At 39.2% G+C, this 17,455-nt stretch carries 14 protein-coding genes; 11 read left to right on the forward strand and 3 right to left on the reverse strand.

Annotation, left to right across the window (positions count from 1 at the left end):
• The first annotated feature begins 8 nt into the window (after positions 1-8).
• From yaaA to ABE099_RS18760, 6 genes are all read left to right on the forward strand, one after another.
• Positions 9-227 (forward strand): S4 domain-containing protein YaaA, encoded by a 219-nt coding sequence (gene yaaA, locus ABE099_RS18735; RefSeq protein WP_430032767.1) that lies wholly within the window; start codon positions 9-11, stop codon positions 225-227.
• 48 nt (positions 228-275) lie between these two features.
• The gene (recF, locus tag ABE099_RS18740; RefSeq protein WP_430032770.1) at positions 276-1,388 is read left to right on the forward strand and encodes a DNA replication/repair protein RecF; all 1,113 of its coding nucleotides are present in this window, start codon (positions 276-278) and stop codon (positions 1,386-1,388) included.
• A gap of 15 nt (positions 1,389-1,403) precedes the next feature.
• Positions 1,404-1,652: an extracellular matrix regulator RemB gene (remB, locus tag ABE099_RS18745; RefSeq protein ID WP_210089853.1), complete on the forward strand. Its 249-nt coding sequence runs from the start codon at positions 1,404-1,406 to the stop codon at positions 1,650-1,652.
• 50 nt (positions 1,653-1,702) lie between these two features.
• Positions 1,703-3,613: a DNA topoisomerase (ATP-hydrolyzing) subunit B gene (gyrB, locus tag ABE099_RS18750; protein ID WP_430032772.1), complete on the forward strand. Its 1,911-nt coding sequence runs from the start codon at positions 1,703-1,705 to the stop codon at positions 3,611-3,613.
• Positions 3,614-3,796: 183 nt separating this feature from the next.
• Positions 3,797-4,975, forward strand: coding sequence for a glycoside hydrolase family 88 protein (locus ABE099_RS18755; protein ID WP_430032828.1), 1,179 nt, complete (start codon positions 3,797-3,799; stop codon positions 4,973-4,975).
• Positions 4,968-6,944, forward strand: coding sequence for a DUF2264 domain-containing protein (locus ABE099_RS18760; protein WP_430032775.1), 1,977 nt, complete (start codon positions 4,968-4,970; stop codon positions 6,942-6,944). Before ABE099_RS18755 ends, ABE099_RS18760 begins: the two co-directional genes overlap by 8 nt.
• 134 nt (positions 6,945-7,078) lie before the next feature.
• On the opposite strand, the gene ABE099_RS18765 is transcribed toward ABE099_RS18760, so the two are convergent.
• Positions 7,079-7,855, reverse strand: a complete 777-nt coding sequence (locus ABE099_RS18765; RefSeq protein ID WP_430032777.1) for a DeoR/GlpR family DNA-binding transcription regulator — start codon at positions 7,853-7,855, stop codon at positions 7,079-7,081.
• Positions 7,856-8,131: 276 nt separating this feature from the next.
• Here ABE099_RS18765 and ABE099_RS18770 point away from each other — a divergent pair, with 276 nt between their 5' ends.
• Positions 8,132-9,154, forward strand: coding sequence for a LacI family DNA-binding transcriptional regulator (locus tag ABE099_RS18770; protein ID WP_430032779.1), 1,023 nt, complete (start codon positions 8,132-8,134; stop codon positions 9,152-9,154).
• A gap of 46 nt (positions 9,155-9,200) precedes the next feature.
• The gene (locus ABE099_RS18775) at positions 9,201-10,007 is read left to right on the forward strand and encodes an MBL fold metallo-hydrolase (RefSeq protein WP_430032781.1); all 807 of its coding nucleotides are present in this window, start codon (positions 9,201-9,203) and stop codon (positions 10,005-10,007) included.
• A 117-nt stretch (positions 10,008-10,124) separates the two neighbouring features.
• On the opposite strand, the gene ABE099_RS18780 is transcribed toward ABE099_RS18775, so the two are convergent.
• A complete protein-coding gene (locus ABE099_RS18780) occupies positions 10,125-11,075 on the reverse strand; it encodes a sugar kinase (RefSeq protein ID WP_430032830.1) in 951 nt (316 codons plus the stop codon).
• Between the two features lie 214 nt (positions 11,076-11,289).
• Here ABE099_RS18780 and ABE099_RS18785 point away from each other — a divergent pair, with 214 nt between their 5' ends.
• Positions 11,290-11,931, forward strand: a complete 642-nt coding sequence (locus tag ABE099_RS18785) for a bifunctional 2-keto-4-hydroxyglutarate aldolase/2-keto-3-deoxy-6-phosphogluconate aldolase (RefSeq protein ID WP_430032783.1) — start codon at positions 11,290-11,292, stop codon at positions 11,929-11,931.
• Positions 11,932-11,948: 17 nt separating this feature from the next.
• Here the strand turns inward: ABE099_RS18785 and ABE099_RS18790 are convergent, their stop codons facing one another.
• Complete coding sequence (locus tag ABE099_RS18790) at positions 11,949-12,734, reverse strand: YheC/YheD family protein (RefSeq protein WP_430032785.1); 786 nt, start codon at positions 12,732-12,734, stop codon at positions 11,949-11,951.
• A 457-nt stretch (positions 12,735-13,191) separates the two neighbouring features.
• Here ABE099_RS18790 and gyrA point away from each other — a divergent pair, with 457 nt between their 5' ends.
• Together gyrA and ABE099_RS18800 are read left to right on the forward strand one after the other, a co-directional pair.
• Entirely contained in the window at positions 13,192-15,750 is a 2,559-nt protein-coding gene (gene gyrA / locus ABE099_RS18795; protein ID WP_430032787.1) for a DNA gyrase subunit A, read from the forward strand.
• Positions 15,751-15,993: 243 nt separating this feature from the next.
• Complete coding sequence (locus ABE099_RS18800; RefSeq protein WP_430032789.1) at positions 15,994-17,082, forward strand: HD-GYP domain-containing protein; 1,089 nt, start codon at positions 15,994-15,996, stop codon at positions 17,080-17,082.
• Positions 17,083-17,455: the final 373 nt, after the last annotated feature.

Raw genomic sequence — 17,455 nt, forward strand, 5'->3', positions numbered from 1 at the left:
TCATGCACATGAAAACAATTACGATTTCAACACCCTATATTAAGCTTGATCAATTTCTTAAGCTTGCAGACTGTGTCCCAACTGGTGGGATGGCAAAGGCATTATTACAGGATCAGGCTGTCAAAGTAAATGGTGAAAATGAGGACCGTCGTGGACGAAAGCTATATGCTGGTGATATGGTTGAAGTAGAAGGCAATGGTGCTTTTCAGGTTGCTTCAGCGCAGTAACCGTTGTGAGTGACTGTGGCAACAGGCTAAGGGGGCAAAGGTGAACCCATGTATATCAAAAATATGCATTTAAGCCATTACCGTAATTATGAGAAGCTCTCTATGAATGCCTTTGGAAATGTAAACCTGATTCTTGGGCGTAATGCGCAAGGAAAAACAAATCTACTAGAAGCATTGTTTGTGCTCGCATTAACTAAATCACACCGAACCTCCAAAGATAAAGAACTGATTGCATTTGGACAAGACCATGCACTCATTACTGCTGAGGTAGATAAAAGGTTAGGGAATGTAGGTTTAGAGCTGCGTTTATCTGGACAAGGGAAAAGAGCGAAAATAAACGGGATGGAGCAGCGAAAGCTAAGCAACTTTATTGGGTGCTTGAACGTAGTGATGTTTGCACCTGAGGATCTGGAAATTGTAAAAGGTTCGCCTGGCGTTAGAAGACGATTTTTGGATATGGAGATTGGACAAGTACAGCCTAGCTACCTGTACCACCTCCAGCAATATCAGAAAATACTCGTTCAAAGAAATAACCTGCTAAAGCAATCCTGGGGTGCTTCTTCTGATATGACAACCATGCTTGAAATATGGAATGAACAATTAGCAGAGCATGGTGTTAAAATTGTTATAAAAAGGAAACAATTCATAAAGAAGCTGCAAAAATGGGCTGAGCACATCCATCATGGAATTACAGGTGGGCAAGAACAGCTGAAGTTGTCCTATCTTCCTACGTTTGGTGAAGCAGAGGAAGAAGATGAAGCTGTCTTATTACGCCAATTTATGATAAAGTTATCACAGATGAAAGATCAGGAGATTAGACGTGGACTCACGTTATCTGGGCCACATCGTGATGATGTGTCATTTTATATTAACGGAAATGAAGCTCAGGTATACGGATCTCAAGGGCAACAACGTACTACAGCACTTTCTCTTAAGCTTGCAGAAATCGAGTTAATCAACGAGGAAATAGGAGAATATCCAATTTTATTGCTGGACGATGTTTTGTCAGAGCTTGATCAAGACCGTCAAACCCAGTTAATTGAGACCTTTCAAAGTAAAGTACAGACGTTCATAACAGCGACAGGCATCGAGAGTATTAACCAAAGCCGGCTAAAGGACGCCATCATTTTTCATGTCCAAGAAGGACAAGTAAGCTTATAAGGGCGGGAGAGCAGGATGTACATTCATTTAGGTGGGGAAAAGGTTATTTTCTCTTCAGAATTGATTGCGATTTTTGACGTGTCTATCGAGAAATCCTCGAAGATTTCTAAACAGTTTATTAGCCAAGCGCTAGAACAAAAGATCGTCGTACGCATTGGTGAGGAAGCACCTAAGTCTATCGTTGTGACGAAGGACAAGGTATATTACTCTCCGATCTCCTCTGCAACGCTCAAAAAGAAGGCTAACATTATTTTTGTGGTGTAACCTCCCTGATCTATCATGAGGGAATGGAATCTATAGAAGTAGGTGAAGGCATGTCGATGAACGAACAATCGTATGATGAGAGCCAGATACAGGTACTGGAAGGCCTTGAAGCTGTTCGGAAACGTCCAGGGATGTATATTGGTTCAACTAGCGCTAGAGGTCTACATCATCTAGTATGGGAAGTTGTAGACAACAGTATTGACGAAGCGTTAGCTGGTTATGCGGATACCATTGATGTTATCGTTCATGAAGATAACAGTGTGACCGTCATTGATAATGGACGGGGAATTCCAGTTGGTGAGCATCCTAAGCTGAAAAAATCTTCACTTGAGGTCGTAATGACCGTATTACACGCAGGTGGTAAATTTGGTGGCGGTGGATATAAGGTTTCTGGTGGTTTGCATGGCGTAGGGGTGTCTGTTGTAAACGCTTTGTCAGAAAAGGTTGTTGTTGAGGTGCGTCGTGATGGCCACATTTATCAACAAGAATACAATCGTGGTGTTCCACAATATGATATAAGAATTATCGGTAATACCGAAGGAACAGGAACAAAAACGACGTTCCATCCCGATCCAGAAATTTTTACAGAAACAACTGTGTTTGACTATAGCATTTTGTTGACACGTATTCGTGAACTAGCGTTCCTTAACAAAGGAATTAATATTACGATTACAGACGAACGCACAGGCGCTAACGATTCGTTCCACTATGAAGGTGGGATTATTGAATACGTCAAATATTTGAATCAAAACCGTGAAGTGATGCATGAATTCCCGATTTATGTTGAAGGTCAACGTGAAATGATTCAGGTTGAGATTGCGTTGCAATACAACGATAGCTATTCTGAAAATATTTTTTCTTTTGCAAATAATATCAATACCCATGAGGGTGGTACTCACGAATCTGGCTTCAAGAGTGCATTAACACGTATTATTAACGATTACGCTCGCAAAAATGGGCTAATTAAAGATAATGACTCTAATTTGACCGGTGATGATGTGCGTGAAGGTTTAACAGCGATTATTTCTGTCAAAATTCCTGAACCACAATTTGAAGGTCAGACTAAAACAAAGCTAGGCAATAGTGAGGTTCGTGGTATTGTTGAATCTTTGTTTGCCGAAAAGCTCCAAGAATTTATGGAGGAAAACCCTGCGGTTTCTCGCAAAATTTTAGAAAAGGGCTTGCAGGCCTCCAGAGCGCGTGAGGCGGCGCGTAAGGCGCGTGAACTTACAAGACGTAAAAGTGCCTTGGAGGTTAGCTCTCTGCCAGGGAAGCTAGCAGACTGCTCGTCTAAGGACGCATCAATTAGTGAGCTGTATATTGTCGAAGGTGATTCCGCTGGTGGATCAGCGAAGCAAGGACGTGATCGTCATTTCCAAGCGATCCTACCGCTTCGTGGTAAAATCCTTAACGTTGAGAAGGCTCGCCTTGATCGTATTTTAGGTAATGCTGAAATTCGTGCCATTATTACTGCACTTGGTACAGGTATTGGTGAGGATTTTGATATAGAGAAGGCGCGTTATCATAAAGTCATCTTAATGACAGATGCCGATGTGGATGGTGCGCATATTCGTACACTATTACTGACGTTCTTTTTCCGGTATATGCGTAAAATTATCGAGGCAGGTTATGTGTACATTGCCCAACCACCTTTGTTTAAGATCGAACGTAACAAAACGATTCGTTACGCAGGTTCTGAGAGAGAGCGCGATGAAATTATTGCTGAGTTTGGTGAAAATGCTAAATTCAACATTCAGCGTTATAAAGGTCTTGGTGAAATGAACGCAGGTCAGCTATGGGAAACAACGATGGACCCTGAAAGCCGGACTATGCAACAGGTATCGATTTCAGATGCGATGCAAGCAGATGCGATATTTGACACGCTGATGGGCGATAATGTTGAGCCACGTCGTGACTTTATTCATGAACATGCTGAGTATGTAAAGAACTTAGACATTTAATATAATCAATTTACCAAGCTACTTAAGGAGTAGGCTATAGAAATACCGCCATTTTGATGGCGGTATTTTTTTGTACACATGCTATTTTTATATCTATAAATTTTTAATCGTTGCTACTAGCTATACAAAGAGAGTAAAATTGTAATGTAAACGTTTACTAAATGATTTGTAAAGGTAGGGATCATATTGACTGACCTCAGATTAGATTGGGTTCCTAAAGCGTGGGAGCTTGCCTTTCAAAAAACGTTCCAAAATGCTAAGCGTATCGGTGCTAGATTTCCGCATGCAAGTCAAGAGGGTACCTATATTTTAGAGGCTCCTTCATGGTGGACAGCGGGGTTTTGGCCTGGGATGTTGTGGCTGTTTTCCGATCATGAAGATGGTGATGGAGATGGAGATCAATTACAAGACATTGCAGAGCAATGTGAAAAGGTACTCGATGAAGTGTTAGATGGTTACGATAAGCTTGATCATGACCTCGGGTTTATGTGGATTTTAACAAGTGTTGCTTCGTATAAGCGTACAGGGGATTTACAATCCAAACGTAGAGCATTAAAGGCGGCAAACTATTTGGCAGCACGTTTTAATATAAAAGGAAATTATATTCGGGCATGGAATCCATGGTATGAAGGAAATGAAAATGCAGGTTGGGCAATTATTGATTGCTGTATGAACGTTCCTCTTTTGTTCTGGGCAAGTGAAGTTACAAATGATCCAAGATATCGTCATATTGCTGAGGCTCATATGGATACGGTTGTAGAGTATTTTATCCGTCCCGATGGCTCGGTTAACCATGTTGTCGTATTTGATCCTGAAACTGGCGAGAAGTTAGAGGTTTTAGGGGGTCAAGGTTATGGCCCTGAGTCTGCTTGGTCACGAGGTAGTGCATGGGCAATTTATGGATTGGCGTTAGCTTTTCAGCATACAGGTAAGCAAATTTATTTAGATAAAGCGAAGCAAGCTGCACATTACTTTTTGTCCCAATTGCCAGAGGATCATGTCCCTTGCTTCGATTTTCGTGTACCTGAAGATTTGAGATGGCTTAAGGATACGTCAGCAGCTTCTTGTGCGGCAAGTGGCTTAATATTGTTAAGTCAGTTAGTGAATCCCTTAGAATCCTTCAGTTATTGGCAATCTGGCGTTGTAATTACTGAATCGTTATATGCTCATTATGGCTCTTGGCATTTACCTCAGGAGGAAGGCCTTCTACTTCATGGCACTAGTCATTATCCTGAAAACCGAAATATCGATGTACCCTTAATATATGGCGATTATTTTTATGTGGAGACACTTTATCGATTACATCATGATTATCCAGTGATCTTTTGGGAGAAAACGGTCGGGGGGGAGGAAGATGAGTAATTACTTAGCTGAGCTTAAAAATAATCCTTTGGTTGACAAGCAAGACATCATGAAAGCGGTTACGCAATTAATCACACCGTTGCAGCCGTATTATTCTGCCGGAAAAGCAAGATTAGAGCTAGGTGTGACTGGTGTCGGTTATGGCTCCAACATAGCTGGGATTGAAGGCTTTTCTAGAGTGATGTGGGGACTTGTTCCTTTCCTTGCAGGTGGAGCAGATATCAATCATCCATTATGGGAAACAACCTTACAAGGCATCATTAATGGCACGAATCCAAGACATGAGGAATATTTCGGCGAAGTGGGCGATTATGATCAGAGGCTTGTTGAGATGGCGGTGTTTGGCTTTGCCCTTGCGCTCATTCCTGAAGCGATCTGGGAGCCTCTAACACAGGAGCAGCAACAAAATTTATATCATTGGCTTAATCAAATTAATTCACATCCTTGTTATGACTGCAACTGGTTATTTTTTAATGTGTTAGTGAACATCGGCTTTTCTAAGCGAGGCTTACCTTATGATCAAAGTCAGTTACATCGTAATTTGGAGCGGCTAGACGATTTTTATTTGGGTGACGGCTGGTATAGTGATGGACCCGAAGGCCATAGCGATTATTATGTTCCGTTTGCGATTCAATATTATGCGCTCTTATACGTCAAGCTGATGGGGGAGGAGGATCCAGAACGAACTGAGAGATGGAAGGCACGAGCGGCTGAATTTTCTCAGCAGTTCATAGCTTGGTTTACACCACAAGGAGAGGCTTTGCCTTATGGCCGTAGCTTAAGCTACCGCTTTTCACAATCTGCATTTTGGAGTGCCCTTGCATTTGCAGAGGTAGAGGTGTTGCCTTGGGGTGTTGTAAAAGGGATTGTATTGCGTAATTTACGTTGGTGGTTCCAGCAGCCTATTTTTGATCATCAAGGTATTTTAACTGTAGGTTATCGTTATCCCAATTTAGTTATGGCGGAAAATTATAACTCGCCTGGCTCTCCATATTGGGCATTAAAAACCTTTTTAATTGCAGCGTTACCCGCTTCCCATCCGTTTTGGCAAGCTGAGGAGTTACCTTTACCCCCATCACAACCCTATGTTGTGCAGCAACAACCACATTTAGTAATATGTTCAGATCTCGATACAGGGCATGTGGTAGCCTTTAACAGTGGGCATCACGCTACGAATGAGCATACTCATACATCAGCTAAATACGAAAAATTTGTCTATTCTACTGCATTTGGCTTTAGTGTTCCACGTGGAGAATGGGGGTTAGCGCAAGGTGCCTATGATGGGATGTTAGCTTTGTCTGAGCAAGGTGAACGACTTTATAGAGTGCGAAGAAAAAATGAGCAATCGATGATTAAAGATAATGTATTATTTTCAAAATGGCAGCCGTGGCGTAATGTTGAAATACAGACATGGGTGATCGCGGGTTTACCTTGGCATATTCGCATTCATCGCATTGAAAATGAGCGAAGTCTAGATGTAGCTGAAGGTGGATATGCTTTTCCGATTGAGCAGCCCTTTGAGATAACAAACATAGAAGGAGGTAAAGGGAAAAAGTGGCTTAAAGTGAATAAAGGAGATAAAGGTATTAAAGGAGCTATCGCACAGTGTTTAGCTGTGCCACTGTTATCTCATTTGCATGAGGAAGATATCCATATGCTTGTTGTATCAAGCGCTTCAGGAAGTAGTGGTGTATTAAATTTACTTGGTTACGACTCTACTGAACTTGTACATGCACAAGCAAATACGAATTTGCTTCATCCAAGAACCGTAATCCCTACGTTAACAGCAACACTTGAGCCAGGAATACACTGGTTTGCTTCAGCGATCGTTGGAGATAGCCGAAATTTTAGCCAAAGCGAGGACATTTGGAGCAGCTGCAAGCAATTAAATGAGTTAAATGTCATCATCAACGATAAACATATTACGATTAAGACGCATGAAGGTGAACAATACACGATTGAGCTTTAGAATGAGTTATAGATTAGTGTGAATGTGTAGGCTCTATTTAAAAATAAGAGGGAAAGTTAAAGCCTGATGCTATAGCATTTAAAATAAATAAGGTCTAATTGCTCAGGCTTTAACTTAGGTTTGGTAGGGCTAAATTAAGATTTTAGCTTCGTATTTAAGCCAATCTCTAGCTTTGTTCCTGTTTTGATAAACGGTTCAGCATTTACAGCAGATAAACCCCCATCGGTTAAAATAAGGTCAATTTCATCCAAAGCAGCAAACGTTCGTAGTGCAGTAGATCCGAATTTATGATGATCAATAACGGTATATACTTGTCTAGCGGTTGTTATGAGTGCTTGTTTATAGGGAATAAGGTCTCCAGTGTATATGGACAGGCCATGCTCAGGGTGAATTGCGGTTGCAGATATAAATGTTTTTTGAATATTAAGATTCTGAATATAGGTCACCGCTTCAGGACCGATTAACATGTTACGTACACGAGAACCGCCTGGTACAACGAGCCGAATTTGATCCTTTTGTGCTAATTGGCTTATAATATGAACATCATTGGTGACTACGGTTAATTCAATATTGTCTAATAGCTTGGCAATCTCAAGTGTTGTACTTCCACCGTCTAGCGCGATAATATCATGAGGATGAATGTGAGCTAATGCCATTTGGGCAATCTCTACTTTTTCTTCTAAAAATTTAGGCTTGGATTCCTGGGTTGGCAAAATACCGAGTTGATTGCTTTGGGCTAACACCGCGCCACCATGCACACGATGAATTAATCCTTGCTCCTCAAGCTTTGTCAAATCTTCTCGAATTGTTTTTCCTGTAACCTGGAGCTTTTTACTTAATTCTGCCACAGTGACATCACGCTGATGAAGCATGACCTCCATGATTTTTTCATAACGTCGAATAGGATTCATTTTTCTCACCCTCATCTTTATAGTTCAATCAGTATTTCACTTCCAGAGACACATTGTAGCTTTATTGTATCCTTTATAACCTAAATAGGTCTATATTATAAATGGTTTTTTTGTATTATTTATGTTTATATACATTCATTTTAGTTCATATATGTACTTTTATACTTATAATTTTATGCTGATACCATGACTTGTAAGATGGCTTTGCAGATCGCCTTTTGTCATTAGACGGTCTATAATAAATAACATATTTTGCTGATAGATCGGAGTAATTTGATGAAGAAGTTAACAATAGCAGATGTTGCCAGAGAAGCAGGGGTTTCTAAAAGTACCGTCTCTCAGTTTTTGAACAAACGTTATCACTACATGAGTGAAGCAACAAAGCAGAAAATTAGTGAGGTCATAGAGCGATTGGAATATCAACCAAGTGGCTTAGCTCGTGGATTAGGACTAAGGGAAAATAGAACATATATGGTCGGCATTATTGTTGCTAATTTAAATTACACCTTGTCTATTTCCTGTATACGAGCAATTGAAAATGAACTTCAGAGCTATGGAATCGCCGTTATTATTTGTAATGCAGATGAAAGCCCCGAGAAGGAACAAAAGTATATTGAAATGCTAAAGGCACGACAAGTGGATGGATTAATTATTTTTCCTACTAGTAAATCACCTACGATGTATACGAAGCTAATCGAACAAGGTTATCCTGTAGTATTTTTGGATCGGTTAGTGGATGGCATTGCAATGCACAGCTTACTTATGGACAATGAAATGGCTTGTAAAATTGCAATTCAGGAATTTGTTCAGCATGGACACCAGAAAATTTCCTTCTTATCGCTCCCTATTGGTAAAGATGGCATCACACCACGTAAGGAAAGATTAAGTGGGTTTAAACGAGCAATGGAAAATGAAGGTCTAGCTGTACATTTAGATTACATTCGAGATGCTGCAAAAGAGGAATTAGGGAATACATTCGCACAGCTGATTTCTTTGCCCACGCCACCTACAGCAATATTAGCGAGTAATGATATTGTACTTGCGGAAATATTGAAATATGTAAATGTTCATCAACTTCGTATCCCCCAAGATATATCGGTAATTGGGATCGACCATGGTGACTTTGCGCAAATCTATAACCCTTGCATTACTACTGTCTGTCAGCCTGCTTATGAAATGGGCGTGAAGGCAGCACAAATTATCGTGTCTTGTATTGAGCAAGGGCAATCTGTTCCCATTACGTATCGCTTTCCACCTCAGCTCATTAAGGGACAATCTGTTTTACGCATCGAAAATTAAAATAGTTTTTAAAATTATTGCCTGAGAAATAATAGGGGGATTTGCATTGACACGACTAGACTTTTTAACAGACGAATGGTTTACAGTTCAACAAATTGATCACTCTACTTATGCGATTAGTGAATATGGACATTGGGAGAAGGTACATTCCTTTTTATTGATTGGCCACACAAGGGCTGCTTTGATTGATACAGGGCTTGGGATCGATAATATTAAAAGAATAGTAGATCAGCTTACAACCCTTCCGATTGTTGTAATTACAACGCATGTACATTGGGATCACTTTGGGAGTCATGGGCAATTTGACGATATTTATGTGCATGAGGATGAAATAAACTGGCTACTAGAGGGGATGCCAGGCTTACCTTTGGCACAGATTAGAAAAGACATTGGTAGGGATATTAGTAAACCTACACCAGAGACGTTTGATTCCGCTACCTTTGTTCCTTATCGAGGGAATCCAGAGCATATCCATACGCTAAAGGATGGTGATGTGATTGATTTAGGGGAACGTGAATTAATCATTTATCATACCCCAGGTCACTCACCGGGACATATTTGCATTTACGATAAGCATACTCAGTATTTATTTACAGGGGATTTGTTATATGTAGGTACACCAATCTATGCTTTTTATCCGACAACAGATCCACAGCTATTAGTAGAATCATTAGAAAAAATATGTTCAATCTCTGAGCAAGTATCTATCGTATTTGGCTCTCATAATGAGGTTGGAATCGATGTGAGTATTTTTGATGATGTTAGAGAGGCTGTACATGATTTGAGGAAAAGAGAGGTTGTTCAGCAGGGGACAGGCCTACATCATTATGGACGTATTTCTTTTCAATTTTAGGTGTGTATGTATAGCTGCTTTACTTATCAAAGGCCGATCAGATCTTCTTACTTTTGTAGTAAGGCTCTAATCGGCTCTCTTATTTTATTCCATATAATACGATTTTGAATCCGTAACTTATATCTTCATAAATCCTTCTAGTTTAGCTCGGTCTGGCAACCCATCCATATCTCCAGGCGACATTACAGCTAAAGCCCCAATGGCATTCCCTCTTTTTACTGCTTCAGGAAGCGTAAGTCCTTCTAACAAGCCACTGATTACACCAACTGCAAAACCATCTCCTGCACCTACTGTATCGATAACCTGCTCTACTTTAAAGCCATTAACGATACCTTGACTTTCTTTTGTTTTATAATAAGCACCTTCTGGTCCAAGCTTAATGACAACAATCGAAGGTCCACGCTCTAAATAAAAGTCTGCTATCGCTTCTGGCGTATCGTATCCAGTAAGTCTTTTACCTTCACCTAACCCTGGTAAAAACCAATCACTAAGAATTGCTAACTTATTTACGCCTTCAATCATTGTTTTTTCATCTTTCCATAACACAGGACGTAAATTGGGATCAAAGGAAACTGTTTTACCTTGACGCTTCATATGCTCCATTGCAAACGTTGCAAATTCAAAGCATTCGTCAGATAAGGCAGCAGAGATGCTAGTTGCATGTAAATGTCTAGCTGATTCGAAATAATCATGATCAAAATCGCTTAGACTCAGGGTAGAAGCTGCAGCGAATTTACGGAAATATTCGACTTTCGGATCACCAGAGGCAACCTTTGATTTAATTAACATACCTGTTGGTCGTTCCTCACTGGTTGAAATAGAACTGATATCTACACCTTCATGCTGAAGCGTAGCTTTAATAAATGATGCAAAGCTATCATTACCTAGCTTAGAGACTAATCCTGTACGATGGCTTAATCGAGATAAGCCAATCGCTACATTGCTTTCAGCCCCTGCTAATGCCTTGGAAAAAGAATTAATTTGATCGAGTTCGCCAATTTCATTCGCATAAAACATAACTAGAGGCTCCCCAAAAGTAACAACGTCTAACTTGTTCTGTTCTGTCATCACATTTCTTTCCTCCTTGATTAAGTCGATTCAGATGAAATATACATAATTAATTTGAACTTAACACATAAACCGGTTTATTACAATAAATTAATAAACATATTGACTTGTTGTCATGTCAACATTAGTATTTTATATATAAATGTTATTATTAGTTTACTAAACTATTTTAATTAAATATTTTAAATATATTTTTAAAAGGAGCCTGCTCAGAATGCAAAAATTAAATGTGTTGCGGAAAGTTACGTCTAATGGTGTTGTTGCGGTAATCCGAGGAAATACGGCTCAGGAAGCTATTTTGATGTCAGAAGCTTGTATTGAGGGTGGCTTGTACAATATCGAAGTGGCGTTTACAACTCCAAAGGCGGATCAAGTTATTGCAGAATTATCAGAGAAATATAAGAATACTGCTGTCATTGGTGCTGGCACTGTACTTGAGCCTATCACTGCACGTATCGCGATATTAGCTGGAGCTGCGTTTGTTGTAAGTCCTACATTTGATGAAGAAACCGCTAAGATATGTAATTTGTACGGTGTCTCTTATATGCCTGGTTGTCTCACATTAAACGAAATGAAGGAAGCTCTTAAATACGGGGTAGATATATTAAAATTATTCCCTGGAAGTGCCTTTGGCCCTGACTTTATTAAAGCTGTGAAAGGACCGTTGCCCCACGTTAACATTATGCCTACTGGCGGTGTAGACTTGAAAAACATGGAGCAGTGGATTTCTAACGGGGCGATTGCAGTAGGAATTGGTGGCAACTTAACTGCACCAGCTAAAGAAGGGCGTTATGATCTCATTACTGAGTTGGCACGTCAATATGTGGAGAAATTTAAACAGCTTACGAATAAGTAAGGTTCAGCTTTCAGTTTTTAGCTTTTACTAGTACTTTTATATCTTCCATAAGCTACAGCATATTTGCGAATCTTTTTATAAATATTTTTGTCCTTTAGTTGCTTAAATGGGAAAAGGGCGGGGAGTGTATTTACTTCTAAAATCCATGGACGAAATTCCTCGTCGATCGCAATGTCGATTCCGATTTCTTTTAGCCTTGGAAATTTACGATTAAGCTGCTCTCCCACTCCCACACCTAATATTTTCAATTCTTTATATAGTTTTATAAATTGTTTAGGCGTTAAATGCGTTTTTAATAGTTCTTCAATCGTTTTTGTTGTCCCACCACCATGATAATTCGTTATTATTTTTTGCGGGGCAGCCACTCTCCCTACAAAACCTGTAGATTCCCAGCTTTTCTGGGGATTTTTTTGTACAAGAATACGAATATCGAACTTCCGCCGCTCATACGTCAACATTGTTATCCCTTTTTGAATTAGAAAAAAATTGTTTCCAATCTTCTCAGAAATGACAGCATGTGTTTCCTCTAAAGATGGAAAAATAGTAGTTTGTATGCCATGCCTAAATTTATATTGTATAGCAATCTCATCATTTTCTTCTACTTGGTGCAATTCAACACTCATCACACCATTCCCATAGGTACCATGGTCTGGCTTGATAAATACCACCTTATGCTCTAGAAGCATATCCTCTAGCTGCTGTAAATTATATCTTCGTGTATCTGGTATATAAGGGACAAGGTCATCATTTTGCTTCAATACTTTTGTTTTTTCCCATTTACTCGCGATTCTTTGAATAGCCAATGAAGTTTCCATCCTTTCCTAATATGAATTTGAACAGGCTCTAGTTGAAAAACATAGGACAGAAGAGATTAACAATGATATAATTATAAGATATGGTGATTTGCCTACTTTTTTGGCGATTAACGCAAATGCCTATAATTGCAGTGTATGAGGAGAAAGCAAAATAGGAATGGACACATCCCCATTTTTGCTACATTAATTGGAGAAGAGTAACCACATTACGTTTAATTGTGCTTGATTTGTGAAAGTAATATAATAAAAGGTGGAGTTTTATTCTTAACCATAAAGATTGTCATCTTTTATTTCTCCATACATAACCTGACAATTATAAATTGCGTAGCTTCAGTGTGTGTTTTTTATGAGAGTCAATGAATGTTATTTCAATAAAAACTAATGCAAGTTAGTGAAATAGATTCAAGTCAGTTTTTATGAAACATATTTGAAGGAGGTTCGAAGCATGGCGGAAGAAAAGAACCCGCAAATCATAGATCGAGATATTGGTGAAGAAATGCGCGAATCCTTTATGGATTATGCAATGAGTATTATTGTTAGTCGCGCTTTGCCAGATGTCAGAGACGGGATGAAGCCAGTGCATCGTCGTATTATGTTTGCGATGTCAGAGCTAGGGATGTATCCAGACAAGCCGTATAAGAAATCGGCTAGAATCGTTGGTGAGGTTATCGGTAAGTATCACCCACACGGTGATAGCGCCGTATATGAAACGATGGTTCGTATGGCACAGGATTTCTCAATGCGTAATATGCTTATAGATGGTCATGGTAACTTTGGTTCGATTGATGGTGATGGTGCAGCGGCAATGCGTTATACCGAAGCAAGACTTTCTAAAATTGCGATGGAAATGTTGCGTGACATCAACAAGGAAACCGTTGACTTTGAACCAAACTATGATGGCGAAGAAAAGGAACCCATTGTATTACCTTCAAGATTTCCGAACTTGCTTGTAAATGGTGTTTCTGGTATCGCCGTAGGGATGGCAACTAACATTCCTCCACACAATCTAGGTGAAGTCATTAGAGGGGTACAAGCTTTAATTGAAAATCCAGACATTACTTCCTTAGAATTGATGGATTATATTCAAGGGCCTGACTTCCCAACCTCTGGATTTATTATTGGGCGTTCAGGTATTCGTCAAGCATATACAACAGGCCGGGGTTCTGTAACTATGCGTGCTAGAGCCGTTATTGAAGAAAACAATAACAAAGCACGAATTATCGTTAATGAAATTCCGTACCAAGTGAATAAAGCTAGATTGGTTGAGAAAATTGCTGAGCTAGTACGTGAGAAAAGAATCGAGGGCATTACTGATCTACGTGATGAGTCTGACCGTAACGGTATGCGTATCGTGATTGAACTCCGACGCGACGTGAATCCTAACGTTGTGCTTAATAATTTGTACAAGCATACTGCAATGCAAACTACGTTTGGTGTAAACATGCTGGCAATTGTAAATAAAAAGCCGCAAATCTTAACGCTAAGAGATGCACTATATTATTACTTACAACACCAGATTGAAGTCATTAGACGTCGTACTGAATATGATCTTAAAAAGGCAGAAGCTAGAGCCCACATTCTCGAAGGCTTACGGATTGCACTTGATAATCTCGATGAGGTTATCGCACTTATTCGTGCTTCACAAACGGCAGAGATTGCTCGTAATGGCTTAATTGAACGATTTGCTTTATCTTTTGAACAGGCACAAGCGATTTTGGATATGCGTCTACAACGCTTAACCGGCTTGGAACGTGAAAAAATTGAAGCAGAATATAATGAATTGATGCAAAAAATAGCTGAGTATCGTGAAATTTTAGCTAATGAGCACCTTGTATTGAATATTATTAGTGAAGAGCTACAAGAAATTAGTGATCGTTATTCAGATGATCGTCGTACAGAAATTATCGCGGGTGAAGATAGCATTTTAGATGAGGATTTAATCCCTCAAGAGGAAGTTGTTATCACAATTACGCATACGGGATATATCAAACGCTTGCCTGTAACGACATATCGCAGTCAAAAACGTGGTGGTCGTGGTGTGGTAGGTATGGATACCAAAGATAATGACTTTGTAGAGCATCTATTTGTAACGAACTCTCACCATTATCTTATGTTCTTTACTGACCGAGGTAAGGCTTACCGTCTTAAAGCGTATGAAATTCCTGAGCTTGGACGTACTGCACGTGGCACACCAATTATTAATTTGATTCAAATTGAGCAAGGGGAAACGGTAAATGCTGTCATTCCTGTTGAGCGTTTTGATGAGGATAAATATTTGTTCTTTGCTACACGTCAAGGCGTTGTTAAGAAAACACCAATTGAGGACTACATTAACATTCGCAAAGGTGGGTTAATTGCAGTTAACCTACGTGAAGATGATATCCTAATTGATGTTAAACTGACAGATGGTAACCAAGAATTAATTATGGGTACTTCACAAGGCTTGTCGATTCGCTTCCCTGAAAGTGATGTGCGTTCTATGGGTAGAGCGGCAACGGGAGTGAAGGGGATTACGCTGAGTGGTGATGATTCTGTCATTTCTATGGATATCGTTCAACCAGATCAAGACATTTTGATCGTTACAAGTAAAGGTTATGGTAAACGTACGCCTGTATCCGACTATCGTATTCAAAGCCGCGGTGGTAAAGGGATTAAAACAATTAATGTAACGGACAAAAATGGTTCAGTTGTGAGTCTGAAGGTTGTTAAAGATGATGAAGACTTAATGATTATTACAAGCAGTGGCACCTTGATTCGGATGAGCATGGAGGGAATCTCCACAATGGGTCGTTATACTCAAGGGGTAAAGCTTATCAATATTCGTGAGGATGATTCTGTGGGTACGGTGTGCCGTTCTGACAAAACAGAAGAAACCGAAGAGCTAGATGACGACGAAAATATTGAAACAGATGGCAACATTGTTGTTACTGAGGATAATGTATCTAGCGATGCAACAGAGGTAAGCGATGTAGGCTCTGACGAGGGTACTGACGAGATAGAGTAATCTAAGTACCCTACACCTCTACCATGAGGAATACAAATGAATTAATAATTGAAGCGACTGACAAGAGATTTTCTCTTAGTTGGTCGCTTTTTTTGAATCATTAGAGTTTATTCTAATATAGTTAAGTTAAATATTTGTTCTTAAATTAATAATTAAAGTGACGAATACTTCTTAAAGTCTGTAAAATATGATATAAAGTGAATCGAGTATACAAAATTCAATTGATTGAAGGAGCGCCACATTATGATTACATTGTCATTAGCTGAATTAAAGCCGGGAATGAAAACATATAATCATGTACATACTTCCCTTGGGGGATTACTTCTTCAAAAAGGTAAAGTGTTGTTGCCAAGAGATTTGGACATACTAAGAGCCTTTTTAATTCATGCTGTTGATATTGATGATGGCAAAGATGAAGTAGTTAATCATGTTGCGACTCAGTCAGGCAAAAATCCAGTTAGTATAGCACAAAGTAGTTCTGAAGAGCTGAATGTCCCACTTGTGTTTCAGCAGGAGTATGATCGAATGTTGCATTTAACCAAAAGTGCGTTTCAATCTGTATTTGCCGCGGAGTTACCTATATATGAGCTTCGACATCAGTTAGAAACCTTAATCAAGCATATTAAGCATTATCATATTCTTACCTTTACCCCACGAAACATGAATGAATATGACTACCAATATCATAACGCGATTCTTTCAGGACTAACCTCTTACACTTTAGCTCAGTGGTGTGGTCTGCCACAAAAAGATTGGATGCAGGTTGCTTTTGCAGGATTGCTTCATGATATCGGAAATACAAAGGTGGACCCTACTATTTTATACAAACCAGGTCCTCTTCAACTTGAGGAAATTGAAGAAATGAAGATGCATACCACTTATGGTTATCAGCAGCTACGTAAAACAACGGCAATTAATGAAGGAGTTAGACTTACCGCGCTACAACATCATGAAAAGTTAGATGGTTCTGGATATCCCTTCAGATTGACAGGCGAGAAAATTCATATTTATGCTAAAATTGTTGCGGTTGCCGATATATTTCACGCAATGACGCTACAACGCAGATATCGTGATGCTAAATCACCCTACTTAGTATTGGAGGAAATAAAATCAGAAGCATTTGGTAAGCTTGATCCTAGTATCGTTCAGACATTCATCGACAAAGTTACACAATTCCATAATGGAATGAAGGTTCGTTTGAGTAATGATAGCCTAGGAGAGATTATATTTACAGATCGTGATCATCCAACCCGCCCTATGGTTTCAGTTGGAGGTAACATTGTAAATCTTGTTGTACAAAAAGGACTATATATAAAAGAAGTCATATCGTAGCTCCAAATTGTATAATATTACTCGCTTCTATACGCGCTAGTACTTACCAATAATACTAATAATAAATAATCTCTTATTATGTTGCTTTTTGTGGAATTATCGTATATAATAAAGCTTACTGTTGAACATTGCTTTTACATTCAGTAAAAAAGTTTTTTAAAAAAAGACTTGCATTATTCAACAGGAAGTGATATATTATAAGAGTTGCTGCTGAGAACGCAGTTAACACTGAAACAAAGCTTTTAACTAAGCAAATCAACAAAAAGTAACAAAGTTGATCTTTGAAAACTAAACAACGAGTGAGTGAATTTCACGAAAGTGGAATTCAAAAATAAGTAGATTAATTTCAACGAATTAATCTCGTCAGATTCAA

Origin of the sequence: Paenibacillus turicensis (assembly GCF_050461185.1) — a bacterium.
GTDB classification, from domain to species: domain Bacteria; phylum Bacillota; class Bacilli; order Paenibacillales; family Paenibacillaceae; genus Fontibacillus; species Fontibacillus turicensis_A.